The organism is Lysinibacillus sp. NPDC093712, from assembly GCF_050280025.1.
Classification (GTDB): Bacteria; Bacillota; Bacilli; order Bacillales_A; family Planococcaceae; genus Lysinibacillus.
Genome location: NZ_JBNNUU010000009.1, coordinates 97,554 through 117,345 on the forward strand (window position 1 = coordinate 97,554; position 19,792 = coordinate 117,345).

Genomic DNA, 19,792 nt, shown 5'->3' on the forward strand with positions numbered 1-19,792 from the left:
AAAAGCAATAACACTCTATTCAGAAATGTTATTGCTTACATTACATAGTCTGGCGACCTCATGCATGGAATAGCTCTGGAAATTATAATCCTTCTGTAATTCTTGATAATATTGCAAAAGCTCCTCAAGCATCGCCAAGTTTTTATCAATATGTTTTCCAAAGTTATGCGGATGCCACCACAAATGATAAAAAGCCCCTTCCTTTGCAGCAGCTAGCATTCCTTCTTTAATTCGTTTTACCTTGAGGTGCTCAAATGCACGCAACAAGCTACTATATGGTCTTAAAAATGCACTTGCTCGAACATTAATAAATGCATCCCCTTGCATCTCTTCTAGTCGTACCATATGATTTCCAGTTACATTAACATAGCTATCCAGCCATTTCATTACTCCAAATGATAGTCGATTTTTTTTAGTGAACTTTTTAGGATTGTATAAATCATGTAGTTCATTTCCTCTATAGCAAACAAAACCTGCTTGCTGACAAATTGCAAAATAATCGTCATTCACTTGATTTCGTGGAAAAACAATGGACTTCATCGGTTCAATATACCCATCACATATCATGTTCATCGCTTGTAAATCCGCAAGAAAATCCGTTTCTGTTTGTCCACTTTCTAAACAATAAAAATGGGAAAATGTATGACTACCAATTTCCTGATGGGGTGTTTGAATAATTTCTTCGATTAACGATTTGCCAAAGTGTAAAAGATCTTCTTGCTCATTTTCTCCTACTTTTGCAAGCTGGGAATGTGCTGCATATCGCATTTGTTTATATTTCACTGGAATGCCTCGCAAGTAATGAGCCATCTCACCTTTAGATTCTGCAAATAATAAGCCAACAGTAGCCCATGTCGCATGTACTTCATATTGCTTAAACAGCATCAGAATTTTAGGTAATGCCTGACGAACACCATATAAATTTTTATTGTATTGTCCATGCCGAAATACATCATGGACACCCCAATTTAACTCAAAGTCCAGTGAAATCACTAAACCACCATGTTTTTCATTAATTGCTATTTTCTCCACTTTTGCACGCCCAATAACAACGCACTCATTTTCGATTGTGCGATGTAGCCTGAATATACGTTAACAACTTGTCCACCGAAGCTCAATTTAAATTGACGAATCGTATCGACATCTGTTAACTCGCCCATATCGTATAGTACAAATTCCTGCTGTTTTAAATACATTAAATTGTGCCATAACAAGAAACGATTCGCATACCGTAATGGACGCTTTAAATGGGCAGGCAATGATAAAGCATCACTTGTCGCTACATAATAGGACATCGCTTTTTGTGCATGTACAATATCCAATCGATAACACAATGTTTGTCCACACATACTACGTACTTCTGACAAAAACAAAGCGTTTTTTTGATTTAAAAGCATAATGGATTCCATCTGCGATTTTGTAATTTGTTCAATTTTTTTCCTTTTTGCAAAATCATTATAAAACTGTTGAAAAGCTCGTAAGTTCTCTTCTGAAGGCTCTGTATATAAAAATACTTGATAGGGCTCTTCTTGTGCGCGACGTAGCAGTTTTCGATTGTTTTTCGAAAGTGCTGTATACATCGAGCACTCATGATCTGTTAATGGAATATGAACCGCTTCACGTTTAACAAGCTTACGGCTCGGAACAAGTGAATGTGTGTGACAAACTAACTTCATTGATTTTCTAGTATTTGCCAACTTTTCTGCAAAGTAAATATGCTGCATCGCGATATTCCATCGCTTACTTCTAATGGATAGAATGAACACCGCCCCCACTCTCTGTGTAATTTTCTACATGATTGCGCTCATAACGAGCACATTTAAAATGCTTCATTCGAGAAATACGTTTATAGCCTAATTGCTGCAATCGTTTTCGCTTACGCCATTGCCAAAAGCTTGCCGTTACCCAAAGTGTTTCATTTGGCTTTATTTTTTGAATAAATGCTGTAACAACGCCTATCTCTTTATAGAGATCGTAGCTCAAAAAGTAGGTTTGTTTAGGCAACGATTCAACGACTTGCAATGCATCCACACGTAAGTTTTTCGTATGTAATGCAAATGCAGGCTTCGTCGTCTGTGCAAAGGAATCTTTATAAATGGTATACCCCTTATAAAATAATGAAATAATCTCTTCCTGATCGAGTGACATGGCCTCTTGAATCGACATTTCCTCAAACAACTCCCCTACTGGTTGTTGTGGAACGACCCGATCAGATGGGGATAACTCGTACAATTCCACTTGCTTAAAACGAACAAACTTTTCAACGAATTGTTGTCCATATTCTAGCCAATCTTTCACTTTTCCATACTTTACTAAATAGCGTATTTCACCAAGAGTGTGACGTTTCCATCCAACGAAACGCTGACTACTTTTCAGCATTTCCTTTAAACGTTCCTTCATTACAATCCAACCAAGCAAAACCTTTGCTCGTTTTGTTTTACTACTTGCGACGATACGCCGCGTAAAATCGATGCCAGAGCGCCAATCAAATTTATAAGCCTCATAACCAATACTCATATCGAACATACGATAATTTTCTGAAAAAGTGCGCTTTATCGTCGTTTGATTAAGTAAACGACCAATTCCAAAAATATTGAAGTTCGGCTCATGTCCGAGTGCGTAAGTGACATAGCGTCCTCGACAGCAAATACCATAGTTAAAGGCAAGCCATTGATCTTCAAAAACAAGTGCGTCTACTTCTACTTGCATCGCTTCCCCTTTAAGATGAAAAATGTGTTCAAAAAATTCCTTTTTCTTGCCTTTTGTAAAACCACTCGTATCCATCTTTTTTGCCCAACGTCGATCAAATAATCTAAACATTTGCCAAAGGTCTTCTTGTTCAGGTGTTTTTGTACGTAAAGACCCTAAATTACGCAGCTTCTTTTCTCTTCGATCTATCCCATGCATTTTTCTACGATTATTGAAATGGCTATTGAAGTCGACGTCTTGAAAAGTAAGATATGGTGTTACTACTCGAAAAATATGTGGCGGTAATTGCCTTTCAACGAAATACTGCTCAATTGCTTTCGAGGACTCTTTACTTTCAAGTAATCCATGAAATGAAAATAGTACATGACGATGCTTTTTCATAAGCTCATCAAATACAAAAGTTATAGCAGGTAATTGCCATTTTCCCCTTGCGATAACACCCGAATAATTAGCGATATTTTCACCTGTAAAGGTATATAGACGAACACCCCAAAGCATTCGAACCGTAAATGGCAAAAATGCAATAATATCATCATCCTTTTGCACAGCATATAGCTCTACACGCTCTTTTCTTCCAATAGTAATCCACCAGTTATAAAACCATGCATATTCAATAAACGGATTATCATTGTGTTCATTCGCTAATATCTCATCCCAAATCCCCTTAAAATACACAAGTTCATCTTCTGTTCTAATGCGAATTAATTGCAATTTAATCACCCTTTTTAGCAAACTTTGAAATTGCCTGTTCATAGATTGATAATGTTTTTTGATACATAGGAATAAACGTAAAATCACGTAAAAAACGTCGTTCACTTACATCGCCCATTTTTTCACATAGCGTTTCATCCGTTAACAGCTGTTTAAGCCTTTTTTTCAGTAGGCTTGGATCGTCACGAGCGATTAAAAATCCATTTTCTTGATCCGTCACTAACTCATTAACTCCACCAACATTCGTGGCAATGATAGGAAGTCCTGCTCTCATCGCTTCAATAATTGAAATGGGTAGACCCTCCCAATCTGATAGCAGGGCAAAGATATGACTCTGAGGAAGCAATGCTGTGACATCTAATTGATTGCCTAAAAACGTAACTCGCTCCGAAAAACCTTTGTCTTTCACATAACTTTCTAATTGGGGACGCAAAGAACCATCACCAATAAATTGAAGGTGCCAAGGGATATCCGATAACTCCATCAAAGCCTCCAACAGTAAATCTTGCCTTTTTGGCACCTCAAAGCGAGCAACCATAACAATTTGCGGATGCTCATTTCTCACTCTATTTGGTGCTATTTTCGTTTCTAATTGTTCAATGCCATTATGAACCGTCTGCATTTTACGAGCAGGTGCAATGCCTTTTGTTAATGCCAACTTACGATCATAATCAGAAACGGTGATGATTTTAGTTGTTAATGGCTGGACCGTTTTTTCAAGTTGACGATACATTAGTTGCTTTTTTTGTGGCACCCCTTCTGTAAAACTCCAGCTATGTGCGGTAAAAATCGTCGGGATGCGCAAAAGGCCGCCGATAATACGTCCAATTGCCCCTGCCTTAGAAGAGTGTGTAGCAATGACATCAGGCTGTATTTTTTTAAAAGCAGCTCGTAATTGCCAAAGTGCTTGGATATCTTTTGTTAGATGAATTGCCCGCTGCATGGCAGGGATACTGATGACATCAATTTGCTCATCTTGTAAACGCCATAATGAAGCATCATAATAACCTGTAACAATCGTAACTTTATGGGCATCTTGCTTTAACTTTATCGCAAGTGCCTCCACATGTTTTTGAGCTCCCCCTACTTTATCCATACGTGTTATTAGTTGAACAATTTTCAGCATCCTTCACCTCTTGCTCTTTTAGTAAGCCCCTGTTCTAGCTAGAACGACGAAAAAGGTTTTCATAACAATTTTTAAATCCATCCAAAACGTTATGTTTTCTACATAATGAATGTCATAGGAGATTTTTTGACCATGTGAAATATTAGATCGTCCGTTAATTTGTGCAAGCCCTGTTAAACCTGGTTTTACTTCCAAACGGCGTGCCTGTAATGCACTGTAACTATTTGTAATTGTCGGTACTTCGGGCCTTGGTCCAACAATACTCATATCCCCCTTTAATACGTTTAAAAGCTGCGGAATTTCATCGATGCTTAACTTACGTAATATCGCTCCTACCTTTGTAATGCGCGTATCTTGGTCAGTTTTGAAATAGTAATCATCTGGAATACCTTCTGTACATATCGCAGGCATGTTGACAGGTGTTGCCTGAATAGCCATTGTTCTTAATTTCCAAATGATAAAACGTTGATGTTCATAACCAGTTCGAATTTGTTTGAAAAAGACGGGACGTCCTGTAGTAACGAATAATAGGAGGAGTACACCTAACATAAGAGGAATTGTAATAAGTAATAAAATGAATGCCCCGACTATATCAAAAATTCGTTTACCATACTGACCGTAAAATGTGATTGTCTCAGCTGTCTGTACGTGCAATACATCATCCTTTACATTTTTTTAGTGCTTAACTTTATATATTCATTTCGCCCATTTATAGAACTATTTCAGACAAAGCAAATACCCTGTAAATATGACAAAAGGAATTACACCAGAAAAACTTTTGGCATAATTCCTTTAATAATCAAGAGATTAAATTAATTACTGACAATCAGACGCCTGCTCAATTTGAAGGTGGCATTCGATATGAACATTTCCCTTTAATGCTTTACTAATCATACACGTTTGTTCTGCTTTTTGTGCTAGCCGATTAATAAGATTTTCTTCACGTTCTGGGAGATGTGGTACTTTTACATTTGGTTTATGGACAATCCTCTCATATGTAAAAACACCATCCGTTACATCTACAAACCCTTCTGACTCCATCGACAATGCCTCTACTGGTATTTTGGCGTTTTCCAGTAATGCTGCAAATGTAATTAAATAACAAGTTGCTGAAGCACCTAATAACATTTCATCTGGATTTGTTCCGATTCCAGGTCCATTCATTTCCCGAGGAATAGATACGATTGTATTCAAATTAGTTGACGTTAAGTTCCCTGTACCATTTCTTCCTTGTGACCATGATAAATTCATACCAAACTTGTGCTGCATTTACATTGCTCCTTTTCGCTTAATTTACCATTAAATGTAATTAATATTTTAAATTATAATAAACTGTTGAAAATGCCCATCCAGCCATATGAATTAGTAAAAGAATTCCTAAAGCTTGAGCGGTAGATAACTGAACACCCGCTATTAACAACAGAAATAGAACATAAATGGAGATAACCGTTATTTTCCACCCATTCGCTAGTGAGCTTACTGTAATTTTTTCATATCTTTCATCGAGTCCATTTTTACGTGCCGCCATCCTACGTCCCCACCAAAGACCAAAAAGACCTCAAATGCCAAGCACTATACCAAGAAATCGTAACATCTGCTCCAAACTCATATTTAATCACTACCTTTCTCAAAAATAAATACTTCTTCAATACTTAGTTGAAATGATTTTGCGATTTTATACGCAAGCTCTAAAGATGGATTGTAACGACCATTCTCTATAGAAATAATTGTTTGCCTTGAAACTCCTAGTTTTTCGGATAGCTGTTCTTGTGTCCAACCAAATGATGCTCTTAGTTCTTTAATACGTTGTTCCATGTTTCACCACCCCGATGTAAAGCGACCTTTACGTAAAGTGTACTTTACTATTTTTTATATGTAAAGCATACTTTACATTTTTTCTCGAATTTTCGGAAAATAACACAATAACTTCTTTGCTTTGTATAATAACAACCATCGAAAAACAGTGAGACTTATTTTATGGTAAAATAGAAAAAACAATTATTTAGGAGATTTAGTAATGACTTTAACTAAACAACAAGCACTACAAGCACTTAATAAAAATAAATTTATCGGTTTTACGATTTCAACAGGCAATATTATTATGAAAAAGATTAATAAAACCGACTATAATATTTTCGTATATGAAGAAGGTAATGATAAACCAATGCATTATGTAGGTGCCATTATGAACGTAATGGCGACGATGAGTGATAAAGCTTCAAATAAGGATTTTATTATCGTCGAGCAACTTCCTGAGGAAAATAACACCGAAACTTCTGCTAATGAGGCTAATGAGCAAAAGTCTGTTAAAAAGGCTGTTATTAAAGCGGCTAATTTAGATGAACAAAGCCGTGCAATCGCAGGCTATGAAGAACTCTATGAAATAACTGAAAGCGGACGCATTATTACAGTGCGCGAAAATCGTGCATTAGCTCGTTGCAATGATGAATATGGTTTTCATATTGTCCGTTTAACAAAAGATGGCACAGCATCAAACCATAATGTATTTGAACTTTGGAAGCAGGCATTCCCAGAGCTTGAACAAACAAACTTTAAAGGTGCCTTAAAAGCGAAATATGGCACAGGCTGTAAGCTAATTGACAAGCCAGGCATTCACTTTTAACAAGAGCATATACAGCTCTGATACAAGCCAAATAAAAATCCTCAGCGCCTATAAAAAGACGCTAAGGATTTTTTGTTATATTAGGAAGGAAAGCAGTGCTAGGTGCCAGCTATGTTCTGATTGCTGTCCTTGTTTTGAAAAAAATTTCATCCATTTCTTTTCTTGACGATGCACTTTTTTCCACTTTAACAGTTGATTTACCCATACACGTTCTACTCTTCGAAAACCTAATGCATTCAACGTCCTACGTTTTCGCCACTCAAACCAATTAGCCGAGGTACAAATTGCACGCCCTTCTCGTTGCACTTCATTTACAATAATTTGGAGTTTAGGTAGTTCATAATTTTTAATATATGTAGTATTCGGTGGCAATTCTTGCATAAACCCATCCACTTCCTCGTGGATTAGTTTATCATGTCGCAAAAATGAAATTTCCTGTTTCTGTCCATAGAACTTATAGCCTTTAAAATAATGAGCAAGGAGCTCAGTTCGCTGATCGTGGTCGAGTACCGATTGAATATATATTTCCTGGAAGTTAGGTTTATTGTCGCACATTTTTTCATCTAAATAATAAATAGTAAATACATGTCCATTAAAAATCTTACATTTTAGCATCGAAAACCACTCATTCATATTGGCTTTTGTGAACAAGTATCGTAATTCTCCTAATGTATTACGTTTCCACTCTACAATCCTACGATTTGTTTTCACCATGGCTAATATCGATTCTTGCAGCACCATTACATTACGAAGTGCTCGCTCTCTCATCCCTGTAGTACTCATAATAAATTTTCTTGTAAAATCTAAATGTGTATACCAGTCAAACTTATAAGGCTCATACCCAATACCAAAATCGTATAGACGGTAATTCATTTTATGTGCCTTTAGCATATTTTCCTTCTCAATTAAACGTCCAGGTCCAAACAGATTGAAATCAGGTTCATGACCCATAGCATGACAAAAATTTCTCCCTCGACAACAAATGTCTAAAGTAAAGCCAATCCAAGTATTCTCAAATTGCAAACTGTGAACTTTTAAACATAATGCTCCATTTTGCTGCTTTGCAAGCTGTTCAAAAAATGCCTTCGTTCGTTCGTCCGTAAAACCACTCGTATCCATTTTCTTTTGCCATCTTCTTTCAAACAATCGAAACATGTTATCTAAACTTCCAGCATGTGCTTTTTGATATGTTATGTTGCCAAGTTCCTTCAACCGTTTTTCTCGACGATTAATACTCTTAAATCTTCGCTTATGCTTCGTTAAAAATTCGGGTAATTCAATCGACTTAAAATCTATATAAGGAGTGACAACACGAAAAACTGAATAGGGCAATTGATGTGTTAACGTATATTTTTCTAATATTTGAGATGTATCCTTACTTTCGAGTAAGCCATGTAATACGAAGAGAACTCGGGAAAATTTACTTGTAATTTCCTTGAATAAATAATGCACAGCCTGCTCTTTCCATCTTTTTTCGGCAATTACCCCCATATAAGAAGCAAGTCCTTGTCCTAAAAAGCTAAATTGGTGAATACTACCAAATCTACTTGTGTGAACTAATGGGAAAAATGCTATAGCTTCCCCCTTATGCTCAACAATGTAAATTTCCACATTCACATCGTGCCCAACTATCATCCACCACGTCGAAATCCATTCATATTCTATAAATGGATTATCGTTTTTTTCACGTTCAAGTATTTCAGACCAAGTATCCTTATATGTCTCTAGCTCGTTAATCGTTGTCACGAGTTTATACTCTAGCACGTGTGTAGTCACTCCTTTTTCACTTTCAATAACAAAGCATTGCCTTCCTTATAAAACCCAGTTATTGTTTTTTAGCATTTCATTGTGCAGTCCTATTTCTTCACCCAGTAGCCACTATATTCAAAAACGAACAAAATTAGAACGATTGTACATACCAATAGCCTGATTTCATTAGAAAAAAGGCATTCTACATGTACACTTCTCAAACTTTTAACGAGACAAAAAAACCTCCTTATCGTAAGTAAGAAGGTTTTTTGTATAGTACAAATTAAGCTTCAATTAGAGTTGCTATTTCTTGTTTACTACTTTTCACCATATGCGACGTTGCGATATAGCTCATCGTCATTCCTGGTCCGAGTGTAGCACCCGGTCCTGGATATGTTTCGCCCATTATCGAAGCGGAGCAATTACCAGACGCATACAAGCCTTCAATTGGTGTTCCGTCCTTCTTTACTACCCTAGCATGTTCATCTACAACGAGCCCTCCTTTCGTACCAATATCACCTGGATATAACCGTAGTGCATAATAAGGTGCATCCTTTAATTCAGCTAAGTTCGGGTTTTTTAATGTAGGATCACCATAATAGTTATCGTAAGCACTTTCCCCTCGATTGAAATCATCATCGTGTCCATTACGTGCAAATGTATTAAAGCGCGCAACTGTTTCAACTAAATTTTCTGACGGTACACCCATTTGACTTGCCAATTCCTCTATTGTTTTCCCACTTTTCACAATATCATTGTCAAACCAGCTTTTTGGGAAAGCTTGTCCAGGGAACAAACCTGTAAATATATATCGACTCTTCGCAGTTGCATCAATAAGAATCCAAGAAGGTATTCCAGTATTCGTTTTTTTATGGTGCGCAAACATGTTGTCTACAAATTCATGATAAGGGGCAGCTTCATTTAAAAAACGATTGCCTAAATTGTCTACCACCATCATATTGGGTACGCCACGGTCTGCCACTAAGAAAAAAGGATGTCCTTCTGGATCTATTACTGAAGGCGCCCCCCATACTTTATCCATTAAATCTAACGTTCCCCCAATTTTAACGCTTGGTTCAATACAATCACCTGTTTGTCCTTCTGGAGTCGATGTCCATTTGGCATTGGTTGGGGAAGGCAAATATTTCTCTCGGTACGCTTGATTGTGTGAAAAGCCACCAGATGAAAGCACTACACCTTGTTTGGCTTCAATCTGCATTTCTTGTCCATCCCGCTCTACGATTAAACCAATCACGCGATTATTTTTTACGATAAAATCTTTAAATGCAGTCGAAACCCATAACTCCCCATTCGCTTCTGCAAGTGACATACGTAAGCGTGCAATTAAAGATTGTCCTAACGCTACAGGCTCACTACCTGTTATTTTAGACTTCACTAAACGCATCCCTAATTTTAGTGCTGTTGTTTTTCCTTTCATTGTACGTCTTATCATATTTACCTTATGGAATTCATAGCTATTCATCGTGAAGCCTTTCGTTGACATAGTAGACCGGCGCATCGTATCAGCTAAAGTTCCCATCTTCTGCAAATCAAAAATAAGTGGCTCAATAGAGCGCCCTTGTGAAAGGCCACCTGGTTTTTCAGGATAATAATCCGAATAGCCTGTAGCATATTGGAAACGCATGTGGTTAGTATGATGATTTAAAAACAATAACATTTCAGGTCCTTGTGTTATATATGCCTCTTTTAATGCGGCTGGCACACGATCACCAATAGTTGAATCTAAGTACAAACGTGCTAGTTCATGCGTGTCAGGAACACCTGCACCTTTAATGACCTGATTATTTGGAATCCATAGTGCTCCACCTGATAGGGCAGATGCTCCACCGTAACGATCAGTTTTTTCAATGACTAATGATTTCATCCCTTGCAACTTTGCTGTTAGTCCTGCTGTCAAACCTGCAGCGCCTGATCCTACTACTACTACATCATAACTCGCATCCCATTTCATACTTACATTCCTCACCTTCATTAGTAGTTGACTAAATCAATGAATCTAGTATTTCTATTCAAAAGTATAGAATTAAAGTAATATTCAGTCAATTGAATGTACCCTCTTTTTTCCAAATAACACTTTACGTATAAAGTGACGCTTCATTATCTTCGCTTTCCGATAAAAATCCATATAACAAGCACAGCACTATACAGTAAAGGCATATAAAATAAGCTTCCAGCATCTACCCCATTTTTCACAGCAATGCCGATAAAAGACCAAATAATAACTATTGGAAACAAAAAATCTACTTCAACATAGCGAATATACATAGCAAGACATGCGGCAACGAAAAGCAACAAATTTGCCCACCATACATCTGATATACCAAAGCCATCCCACTGATAGTACGTCAGAACATAACTAATATTCGCCATTAAGGCAACACTAATCCAGCCCAAGTAAATCGAAAAAGGTAATCTCCCTGCAAAACGGGTATCCCCTTTCGGATAACTTCTATAAATAAAAATTAAACTGACTAGGAGTCCAATCATCATGACGATCGATAACGAAAAGTATTCATAATGCCAACATAAAAGCCAAGCAATATTATACAGACAAGTTGACGTTACAAGACTTATGATGGCTGTCTCTTGATTGGCGTTCTTCCGGAATAAATGAATAACAAGCCATATTCCTAAAAGTATATAAATAACAAGCCATATAGAAAAAACATAGCCTGCTGGCATAAACAGCACCTGTAGTTGGTTAGATACTTCTCCTGTTGTTTTGCCATTAATACCTATTGTACTTGCTATAACATTAACGGTAATCATGATTAAAAAGCTCAAAAGTGCAGCCCATTTCATTGCAATCCCCCCTATTATCATAATTAAGCTACTATATAACTAATTAATTCATAAATATAACTACCCTACTTTAAAAAAATGAAATCTTTTTAGGAATGCTTAGTATCCAGCTTCATTTCTTTTGTACGCACTGTTTCGATTTACGTGTATAGTTTTCATTATTTAAACGCAAACGTGGTCATTTATTTTAACTGTGCTCCATCATATAACCCTTTACGTTGCATATATTTTGTAAAACGGACTTCAGATTATTATAGGGTGGAGGAATTTCGCAGTTGAGTGCAATGATACTTGGTGGATTTCTTTTTTTCAGCGTTAGCATAGGTGGAACAATCGCTTGGGTTTTCTCTAAGCTGTTTCAACATACAACCCAAGGTTTATCATTATTATGTGGTGGTTTTTTAGTAGGATTGCTTGTACTAGATATCATTCCATCCTCTTTTCAAATGTACAAGTCTTTTGGCATACTATTAGGCATACTTATTGGCTATTTAATATTTCAATTACTTAGTAGTTTATTTCACCCGACAAACCATCAAAATCCCTCCGTTTCTTTGCTTGCAATAGCAATGGTCATTCATACAGTTCCTATTTGTCTTACCATTGGAAACTTACTTGGTAATTCCGCACTGAGTATTACTATGACAGCATCAATCATTCTTCATCATCTTCCTGAGGGGTTTGCACTGACAACAGCATCTCTTTCACAAAGCGGAAAGCTATGGAAACTATTCATTTATTTCATCGGATTTTCGATATTCTTTGTATTTTTCGTTTTCATTGGTCAATATTGGAATTTAACAATTAAGGCACAAGGAATGTTAATGGGCCTCTCAATAGGATTAATCGGCACGGCTAGTATTTCAGAATTTATTTTGCACCATGTACGATCAGTAACCTTAAAATCCTTTATGACATATATTTTATTCGGCTATTTTTTAAGCTATATGTTTCATGTATTTGTAGGATAAGCACATATATTGTTTGAATTTTTAAAATCGTTTGGGTGACTGGCACTTAAAAAATTTAAAAATCCACTTCGCCTAACAAAGCACTGCGAAGTGGATTTTTATTAGATTTGAAATTTTAGCTTCATCTCACAGAAAATATTACTCTTCACTCACTGTCATCAACGTTAGAGATAAAATTTTAGAAAACTGCGCACGTGTTAAATTGCCTTTTGGATTAAACTTCCCGCTCGCACCCTCAATAATCCCTAATTGCTGTAATAAACCAATAGATTCTACAGCTTCCTTACGCATTTGATCCTTATCCGTAAAGGTATTATTTTTGTTAGCCTTTTCGATATCGAATTCCATTGCTTCTAAGTAACTTGCCGTAACATGAGCCATCTCTTCACGTGTAGCAGGTTTGTTAGGCTCAAAATAATTACCGTCGAAAATGTCGAGTAACCCGTACTCTTGTAAAATCGCTACTTCCTTAGCTCCCCAGAAACCTTGCATATCTTTGTATGAAGCAGGCCCTTCATAATCATCATTTACATCTAAGCCTGAAGCACGGAAAATCATTGCAGCTAATTGCCCACGAGTGACTTGCCCATTCGGATTGAATGTTGTATCAGTAGTACCAGTTACAATGCCAGCCTGATAAAGCAATTGGATATAGCTTTCAGCCCAATGGCCAATCGCATCTGTAAAATACCCACCTGGTTTTAAATCAAGGTCAGCACGGTTAAATACCGTAATTAAATCACTCATATCTGTATTACTTGCGTCTTCCCATTTCCCCGCTGTAAAAATTTCAGCCTTGAAGCCATTACCAGATTGAGTAATGCGCATTTGAATCTCATCACCATACAGCTTTTTAAACTCATCAAAGTTTTCTTGTAATGCCTGTTCACCTTCTGGGAATAAGTTTGTCCCATCTGTGTAGGATGCTATTAATCCTTTAAGGGACATTTTTATAATAATGCTATCTTTAGATGTAACTATTGTTACATCATCATCCTCATTGACTAGCTTAGAAAGTAAAAACATTTTGTAAATATCTTGATAGGACATCGATTGTACTTGATTAGTCGATGCAACGACTTGTTTAGGATGAATAATGTTTGCAACATCGACTTTTTCTTGTGCATATGCTTGTAAGCCAAAACCTCCTGTAAAACATGCAATACTTAAGGCTCCAGCTAAAATTGTTTTCTTCATTCCTCTTACCCCTTTCAATTCATAACTTCAGTGTACTAAAACACCTATTAACAAATCTATAAATATATGTAAATTATTAAAAATTATAAAATAGCCCTATTTTTGCAAATCAATTTACTCCGACTAAATCTTTACACTTCTAAGTCTAAATGCTTGAAGACGTCATTAACAAAAGACAAAAATACCCATCAAAACCAAATTGTTAATAATAATACATTTGCACTAAACCGTATATTTTCCTAAAGCCTCCTTTTAAAAAATAAAATATTAAGGCTAACGGTTATTTTCATCCTCAATAAAACACAAACTTGAAGCATATAAATTTCAGTAGAAATCGGACATATTTTTATACCATTATAATAATTGAGTTTATAATTTGATTTTCATTCAACGAAAGAAGTAGTATGGAATTGTAATAAGAAAATTATTCTACATCAAAAATATTATATTAACGTAACAATATCAGAGGAGGAATTCAGATGAACTATCAAAACATTACTGTAGCAGGAAGTGGCGTATTAGGTAGTCAGATTGCTTACCAGTCTGCTTTTAAAGGATTTAACGTTACTGTGTACGATATTAATGACGATGCTTTAAAAAATGCGCAGGATCGCATTACAAAGTTAAAACCTTTATACCAACAAGATTTGGGCGCGACACAGGAAGAAGTAGATGCTGCTTATGCCCGTCTTTCATTTAAAAGTGACTTAGCAGAGGCTGTAGCAAACGCAGATCTTGTTATCGAAGCGATTCCTGAGGTTGTAAAAATCAAAACAGACTTTTACACTAATTTAGGCAAAGTTGCTCCAGCAAAAACAATTTTCGCAACAAACTCATCTACTTTATTACCAAGCCAATTTGCTGAAGCTACAGGTCGCCCTGAGAAGTTTTTAGCATTACATTTTGCTAATACAATTTGGGTAAACAATACAGCTGAAATTATGAAACATCCAGGTACAGATATGAAAGTGTTTGATGAGGTCGTTGAATTTGCTCGTGCTATTGAAATGGTTCCACTAACATTATATAAAGAACAACCTGGCTATATTTTAAACTCTCTACTCGTGCCATTGTTAGATGCAGCTGAAATGCTATTAGTAAAAGAAGTATCTGATCCTGAAACAATCGACAAAACTTGGATGATTGGGACAGGTGCTCCTCTTGGACCATTTGCTATTTTAGACGTTGTAGGTATCAATACCGCTCATAACATTGTTGAGGCAAAAGCTGCTGCAACTGGTGATGAAAACATGAAAAAGCTTTCTAACTTGTTAAAAACAGAGTATATAGACAAAGGCAAATTAGGACGAGCAACAGGAGAAGGCTTCTACAAATATCCAAACCCAAGCTTCTCAAAACCTGATTTCCTTAAAGGATAAGTGCCTGCCACGCAAACAATTCACTACAATTCACTACAATTCACTACGCTAGTCATGCATTTGATGACTAGCATAATAAAAATCCACTGCGTACCCAGAAAGCGCAGTGGATTTTTACGATTTTAGGAGCTAGTAATGCTGGAGCTAAGTGTCAGGCACCCAAACAATTCTATCTTCTACTCATTTAATACGTCCCCTTGCGAATTCACTACTTTAACCTTAAATTCATTTATCAGAGTTACATTTCTCTCTTGTGAACGTAAAATTCCATATATGATTTCTTCCATTTCCAGTGCAACCTTTTGTGCATTTTTCTCCGAACCACTGATAGAAGTTTGAACAGTGATAAATGTGTGTTGATCCGTCGTTATATTTTTAAATACATCAAATTCTTTAAGACCTTCTACAATAGCTTTTAAAAAATAGGATAATTCTTTATCTATTAGTTTTTTTCCTTCATTTTCTGTTGTAAATTCCCACCTTTCAAAAATAACTGTATAGTCCTTAAATGGGGAAGTTTCCATAACACGTTTGGCTATCGGCTCCATATCTTTTTTAACAAAATTAAAATAATCTTCATCCGCCACAACTTGTAACACCAATTCTTTCTTTGTCGTCGTTTTCACATCAACTCCAACATATATTTCATGCAGTTTTTCTTTCAATTTAGCAATACTTAACTGTTCTTTAGTAACGAAAGATTGCTGCGCCTCTTTATTTTCAGAACTATCCACCTCAAAAAGTCTAGCGACTAGGCTAAATATTACTATTACCATAGTAAGTGTTCCTATAATAATCCATTTCCTTTTGAACATGTTATCCCTCCTACTTAAGAAGGTATGTCATCGAAGACATAAAAAATGCCCTAACCAAAAGTCTCTTTTGTTACCACTAGCGTAAGTTCCACAAAAAAATACTTTTAATAAGCACTTGAGAAATATTTTTAATCATATTACCTTTACTTAGGAAGGGGGATGAAGTGATGAAAATAACTATAGAAGAATTAGCAGAATCAAGAATTGCCTTTTTTAGAAACGTCGGTGAATATGGTGAAAAGCAAAACAAAGAACTAATGGAATCCTTTAAGCAATGGGCACTGGAAAATGGGGTATTTGATAGTTCACCAATTTTAGCTATACCACAAGATAATCCTGAAGTTACACCGAAAGAAGAATGTCGTTATGATGTTTGCGTCATTATTCAAAACGATTATTACGTGGCAAAGCCTGCTCAGGTTGGTACATTCACTGGAGGGAAATATGCAGTTTTCCTGTTAGACCATACGAAAGAGGCAGTCAGCGAATTTTGGGGCAATATTTTTTCTGAAATCGCAAAACATAATCTATCCATTAGACAACAACCAATAATTGAAAGATATACCTCGCAAATGATTGAAAATCATCTATGTGAAATATTAGTTCCTATTCAGTAACGAAACTTGGTATTTCCATCTTCCATTTAACAACAAGTTGTTGAAAGTGAAGCGATGACTACTGTGACAGAGCACATAGCGTAAAACGTAATAAACCGTACGGTAGCAAGGGTTGCCTGTGGGGAAAGCAACGCATACAGAAAAAAAAGTGTTAGATTGATAACAGTCAATCTAACACTACACTTTTCAGACTATAATTGAATCACACATTTTGTACAATTTTACCATCATTCATTTTAATGACCTGATCTGTATATGACAGCATTTCTTCGTCATGTGTAACCATTAAAGTTGTAATGTTTAATGTTTTTGTCAGATTTCTAATTAACTCCATGACATCCTTAGATCTTTTGGAATCTAAACTTGCTGTAGGTTCATCCGCAAAAAGAACTTTCGGTTTATGAATAATTGCTCGTGCAATGGCAACTCGTTGTTTCTCTCCACCTGATAATGATGAAGGATAGGCATTTTTCCGATGATCCATCCCGACTAATTTTAGAAGTCGCTCTACCTCTCTTTGCTGCTCGTGTTTCTTTAATGCTGATTCAGACACTTCAAGCATAAGTAAAAGTTGTTCTTCTACTGTTAAAAAAGGAACTAAGTGAGCAAATTGAAAAACAAAGCCGAATTTACTTGCCCGAACTTGTCGCACTTGTTCTTTAGTCAAAGCTGTCATGTTATTCCCTTCAAAAATAATTTGGCCATCAGATGTAGGTTGCAACCCTGCAGCAATCGTTAGAAGTGTACTTTTACCAGAGCCAGAAGCACCTACTAACGCCGTTACCTCACCTTCTTTAAGCGTCAAATTAATACCTTTTAATATTTCTTCTTGCACTTCACCATTCGTAAACGTTTTTCTAACATTCTCCATTGTAAATAGCGTCATATTAGACCTCTCCTTGCTGTATCGCTTGTAATGGTTGAATTTTTTTAATTTGGATACCTGAAATTGTTGCACCAATAAAACCAATAATGATGAATACTATCGACAATTGTGTTGTCGTTGCCAAACTTAAACTAAATGGCATTCCTTGTGGTGCAAATTGATTGAAAATTTGACTTAGCGCAATAGATAACGCAAGGGAAATAATCGTAATAGCGACCATTTGCGTCCAAATCATTTTAAATAGCTTACTTGTTTTTAAACCGATTGCTTTTAAAATACCGTACAAACCAATCTTTTGAACGTTCATCATGTAGAAAAAGATTGCAAACAGCATGCCACTAATCACAACTAAAAACCAAACTATCATATTAAGAGACATTTGCTCTGCGCTATAACTAGGAATTGTATTTAAAAAATCATTTTTTGAAAATGCTTGTAAACCCGTATAGGCTTGAGTAGCATCACCATCTGGAGCGAAAACTAATTGCATTTCTTCGACACGATAAATTTCTTTGTAATCCTCCATGCTAATATAAGCAACATGAGCATGACTATATTTCTTTTGCTCAACAAATCCTTTTACAATAAACTTGCCACTAAATTGATTATTTGTTACTGTATCGCCTACCTGTATACCTTTATCCTCTAATGAGCTATCTAAAATAATTTCCTCATGTTTCACATTTTCAAATAGTGGTGAATCGGTAGCAGTTACAAAGGCTACGCTTTGCTGCTTGCCTGCCTCATCATTTATAAAGCCCATTTGAATTGAGAAGGCTACAGCATCCTTTTGTTTGTTTAACATTTCATTTTGAGTACTGCTATCTATTTTTGACAGATTATACGTTTCATCTGCATCCTCGTTCATATAAAACTGTCCTGCTGGTAAATCTTTTATTAGCGCTGCATTGTCTTGCGATAGTCCGTTAGCTAAACCTGAAATAATAAAGGTTAATAAACTCACCAGAAAAACAATGGAACCTAAAATCAAAAATCTTACTTTATTTTTCTTCATTTCTTTTATAGCTAGGTTCATCTTAAAACCCCTCCTATTTCTTTTCACATTCTTAGAATATAGAGCCTAAATGAACAGAGCATGAACTGAAAATGAACGGAAGATGAACAAACCATTACAATTGAATCCATGCTGAAATCATCAATTATTTTTATACAGGTTTTGCAAGTGTACGAACGATTGTCAGCACTGGTTTGTTTGGCCTTTCACCAAAAATTCTTTTAACGAAAAAACCTTCTACTCATAAACTGAAGTAGAAGATTTTCGAGTTTGTCTATAGTCTTTTTTTGTTTAAAACTAATATAGGTGATGACTACTGCCGTTGATTTTCGCTACGGGCGGACGCTTTCCGCGGGCACATCGTAAGCCGCAACCCTCGCTAACGCGTGGTCTGTTGCGTCTTACGTACTATTTGTGCCACAAATACTGTATCAACTTGCTGCAAATCCACCAAATCTACATCAACATGACATTTCTCCGCTAAATCCCCAGCAAGTAAAAATCGTTCATAATTCGTGAAGATTGTTTCTGAAAAGTATGCAATATCTAAATCACTGTCCCCACGTGCCAATCCTTTTGCATGGGAACCAAACAATAAAATAAAGGATGGCTGAACATGGGCTTGTAATACTTCTTTAATTGTATTTTTTAGCTCTTTAGATAACACTTTCAGCCCCCCTTAATGTAGTGTAGTTAATACATTTATTCTACCGATAAGTGGTGAAAATTACACAGCTCTTTAGAAAGACAGCTAACTAATGCATCAACAAAAAACCTCCTAAAAGCATTCGCATTTGTCCAAGTTAAACCCTTTCCACCTGTTGTAAATATTTTTCATAATCACTACCACGACAAAAGTAGTTTACAACTAAACTACATTCCTCTTACTAAAGTAATTTACACATACTATATTGCCTATCAATAAATTACACTATTATACTATTTAACAATAAACCTTCACCATATTACCCTAATGAAGGGTGGTAAAATATAGGACAAATTGTTCTTTGGTAATTATTTTCACTATGCTATTCTTTATAGTAGAAAAATTGAATAGGCAAACCTAAAGAAATTTAGGGACGCAAAGCTATAGGGACTAAGGTTTATAACTATGTCAGCCAGTTGCCGAAGAGTACATACTACTTTTTGTTTTTTAAGGTCATAAAAAAAC

20 protein-coding genes and 1 riboswitch are annotated in these 19,792 nt (G+C 36.0%); of the genes, 4 read left to right on the plus strand and 16 right to left on the minus strand.

Going from position 1 to position 19,792, the window contains the following annotated elements:
• Positions 1-15: 15 nt before the first annotated feature.
• The 8 genes from ACQKNX_RS22205 to ACQKNX_RS22240 form a co-directional block, all read right to left on the minus strand.
• Positions 16-1,032 carry a polysaccharide deacetylase family protein gene (locus tag ACQKNX_RS22205; RefSeq protein WP_427430711.1) on the minus strand — a complete coding sequence of 339 codons (1,017 nt, stop codon included), beginning with the start codon at positions 1,030-1,032 and terminating at the stop codon, positions 16-18.
• Positions 1,020-1,766 carry a hypothetical protein gene (locus tag ACQKNX_RS22210; RefSeq protein WP_427430712.1) on the minus strand — a complete coding sequence of 249 codons (747 nt, stop codon included), beginning with the start codon at positions 1,764-1,766 and terminating at the stop codon, positions 1,020-1,022. Before ACQKNX_RS22210 ends, ACQKNX_RS22205 begins: the two co-directional genes overlap by 13 nt.
• Positions 1,747-3,420 carry a GNAT family N-acetyltransferase gene (locus ACQKNX_RS22215; protein ID WP_427430713.1) on the minus strand — a complete coding sequence of 558 codons (1,674 nt, stop codon included), beginning with the start codon at positions 3,418-3,420 and terminating at the stop codon, positions 1,747-1,749. The genes ACQKNX_RS22210 and ACQKNX_RS22215 overlap by 20 nt, the downstream gene beginning before the upstream one ends.
• 1 nt (position 3,421) lies before the next feature.
• Positions 3,422-4,546, minus strand: coding sequence for a glycosyltransferase family 4 protein (locus ACQKNX_RS22220; protein ID WP_427430714.1), 1,125 nt, complete (start codon positions 4,544-4,546; stop codon positions 3,422-3,424).
• Between the two features lie 18 nt (positions 4,547-4,564).
• Positions 4,565-5,200, minus strand: coding sequence for a sugar transferase (locus tag ACQKNX_RS22225; protein ID WP_427430715.1), 636 nt, complete (start codon positions 5,198-5,200; stop codon positions 4,565-4,567).
• A gap of 162 nt (positions 5,201-5,362) precedes the next feature.
• Positions 5,363-5,815 (minus strand): SACOL1771 family peroxiredoxin, encoded by a 453-nt coding sequence (locus tag ACQKNX_RS22230; RefSeq protein WP_427430716.1) that lies wholly within the window; start codon positions 5,813-5,815, stop codon positions 5,363-5,365.
• Positions 5,816-5,855: 40 nt separating this feature from the next.
• Positions 5,856-6,074 (minus strand): hypothetical protein, encoded by a 219-nt coding sequence (locus tag ACQKNX_RS22235; protein WP_427430717.1) that lies wholly within the window; start codon positions 6,072-6,074, stop codon positions 5,856-5,858.
• 83 nt (positions 6,075-6,157) lie between these two features.
• Positions 6,158-6,361: a helix-turn-helix transcriptional regulator gene (locus tag ACQKNX_RS22240; RefSeq protein ID WP_340822660.1), complete on the minus strand. Its 204-nt coding sequence runs from the start codon at positions 6,359-6,361 to the stop codon at positions 6,158-6,160.
• A gap of 202 nt (positions 6,362-6,563) precedes the next feature.
• On the opposite strand from ACQKNX_RS22240, the gene ACQKNX_RS22245 reads away from it, so the two are divergent.
• On the plus strand, positions 6,564-7,169 hold the full coding sequence (locus tag ACQKNX_RS22245) for an NUMOD4 domain-containing protein (RefSeq protein WP_427430718.1): 606 nt from the start codon (positions 6,564-6,566) through the stop codon (positions 7,167-7,169).
• Positions 7,170-7,244: 75 nt separating this feature from the next.
• Here ACQKNX_RS22245 and ACQKNX_RS22250 read toward each other — a convergent pair whose 3' ends face one another.
• The 3 genes from ACQKNX_RS22250 to ACQKNX_RS22260 form a co-directional block, all read right to left on the minus strand.
• A complete protein-coding gene (locus ACQKNX_RS22250; RefSeq protein ID WP_427430719.1) occupies positions 7,245-8,933 on the minus strand; it encodes a GNAT family N-acetyltransferase in 1,689 nt (562 codons plus the stop codon).
• A gap of 268 nt (positions 8,934-9,201) precedes the next feature.
• Positions 9,202-10,890, minus strand: coding sequence for an FAD-dependent oxidoreductase (locus ACQKNX_RS22255; RefSeq protein ID WP_427430720.1), 1,689 nt, complete (start codon positions 10,888-10,890; stop codon positions 9,202-9,204).
• Positions 10,891-11,036: 146 nt separating this feature from the next.
• Entirely contained in the window at positions 11,037-11,741 is a 705-nt protein-coding gene (locus tag ACQKNX_RS22260; RefSeq protein WP_427430721.1) for a tryptophan-rich sensory protein, read from the minus strand.
• Between the two features lie 284 nt (positions 11,742-12,025).
• On the opposite strand from ACQKNX_RS22260, the gene ACQKNX_RS22265 reads away from it, so the two are divergent.
• Positions 12,026-12,712 (plus strand): zinc transporter family protein, encoded by a 687-nt coding sequence (locus ACQKNX_RS22265; RefSeq protein WP_427430758.1) that lies wholly within the window; start codon positions 12,026-12,028, stop codon positions 12,710-12,712.
• 138 nt (positions 12,713-12,850) lie between these two features.
• Here ACQKNX_RS22265 and ACQKNX_RS22270 read toward each other — a convergent pair whose 3' ends face one another.
• Positions 12,851-13,909, minus strand: a complete 1,059-nt coding sequence (locus ACQKNX_RS22270) for an S-layer homology domain-containing protein (RefSeq protein ID WP_427430722.1) — start codon at positions 13,907-13,909, stop codon at positions 12,851-12,853.
• A 479-nt stretch (positions 13,910-14,388) separates the two neighbouring features.
• Between ACQKNX_RS22270 and ACQKNX_RS22275 the strand changes: the two genes are divergently transcribed.
• Complete coding sequence (locus tag ACQKNX_RS22275) at positions 14,389-15,288, plus strand: 3-hydroxyacyl-CoA dehydrogenase (RefSeq protein ID WP_427430723.1); 900 nt, start codon at positions 14,389-14,391, stop codon at positions 15,286-15,288.
• A gap of 176 nt (positions 15,289-15,464) precedes the next feature.
• Here the strand turns inward: ACQKNX_RS22275 and ACQKNX_RS22280 are convergent, their stop codons facing one another.
• A complete protein-coding gene (locus tag ACQKNX_RS22280) occupies positions 15,465-16,103 on the minus strand; it encodes a hypothetical protein (RefSeq protein WP_427430724.1) in 639 nt (212 codons plus the stop codon).
• Positions 16,104-16,270: 167 nt separating this feature from the next.
• Between ACQKNX_RS22280 and ACQKNX_RS22285 the strand changes: the two genes are divergently transcribed.
• Entirely contained in the window at positions 16,271-16,720 is a 450-nt protein-coding gene (locus tag ACQKNX_RS22285) for an AraC family transcriptional regulator (RefSeq protein WP_427430725.1), read from the plus strand.
• Positions 16,721-16,922: 202 nt separating this feature from the next.
• On the opposite strand, the gene ACQKNX_RS22290 is transcribed toward ACQKNX_RS22285, so the two are convergent.
• From ACQKNX_RS22290 to mntA, 3 genes are all read right to left on the minus strand, one after another.
• A complete protein-coding gene (locus ACQKNX_RS22290; RefSeq protein WP_427430726.1) occupies positions 16,923-17,606 on the minus strand; it encodes an ABC transporter ATP-binding protein in 684 nt (227 codons plus the stop codon).
• Position 17,607: 1 nt separating this feature from the next.
• On the minus strand, positions 17,608-18,642 hold the full coding sequence (locus ACQKNX_RS22295; protein WP_427430727.1) for an ABC transporter permease: 1,035 nt from the start codon (positions 18,640-18,642) through the stop codon (positions 17,608-17,610).
• A gap of 358 nt (positions 18,643-19,000) precedes the next feature.
• Positions 19,001-19,288 (minus strand): type VII toxin-antitoxin system MntA family adenylyltransferase antitoxin, encoded by a 288-nt coding sequence (gene mntA / locus ACQKNX_RS22300; RefSeq protein WP_427430728.1) that lies wholly within the window; start codon positions 19,286-19,288, stop codon positions 19,001-19,003.
• Positions 19,289-19,667: 379 nt separating this feature from the next.
• Positions 19,668-19,751, plus strand: a riboswitch (cyclic di-GMP riboswitch).
• Positions 19,752-19,792 lie beyond the last annotated feature (41 nt).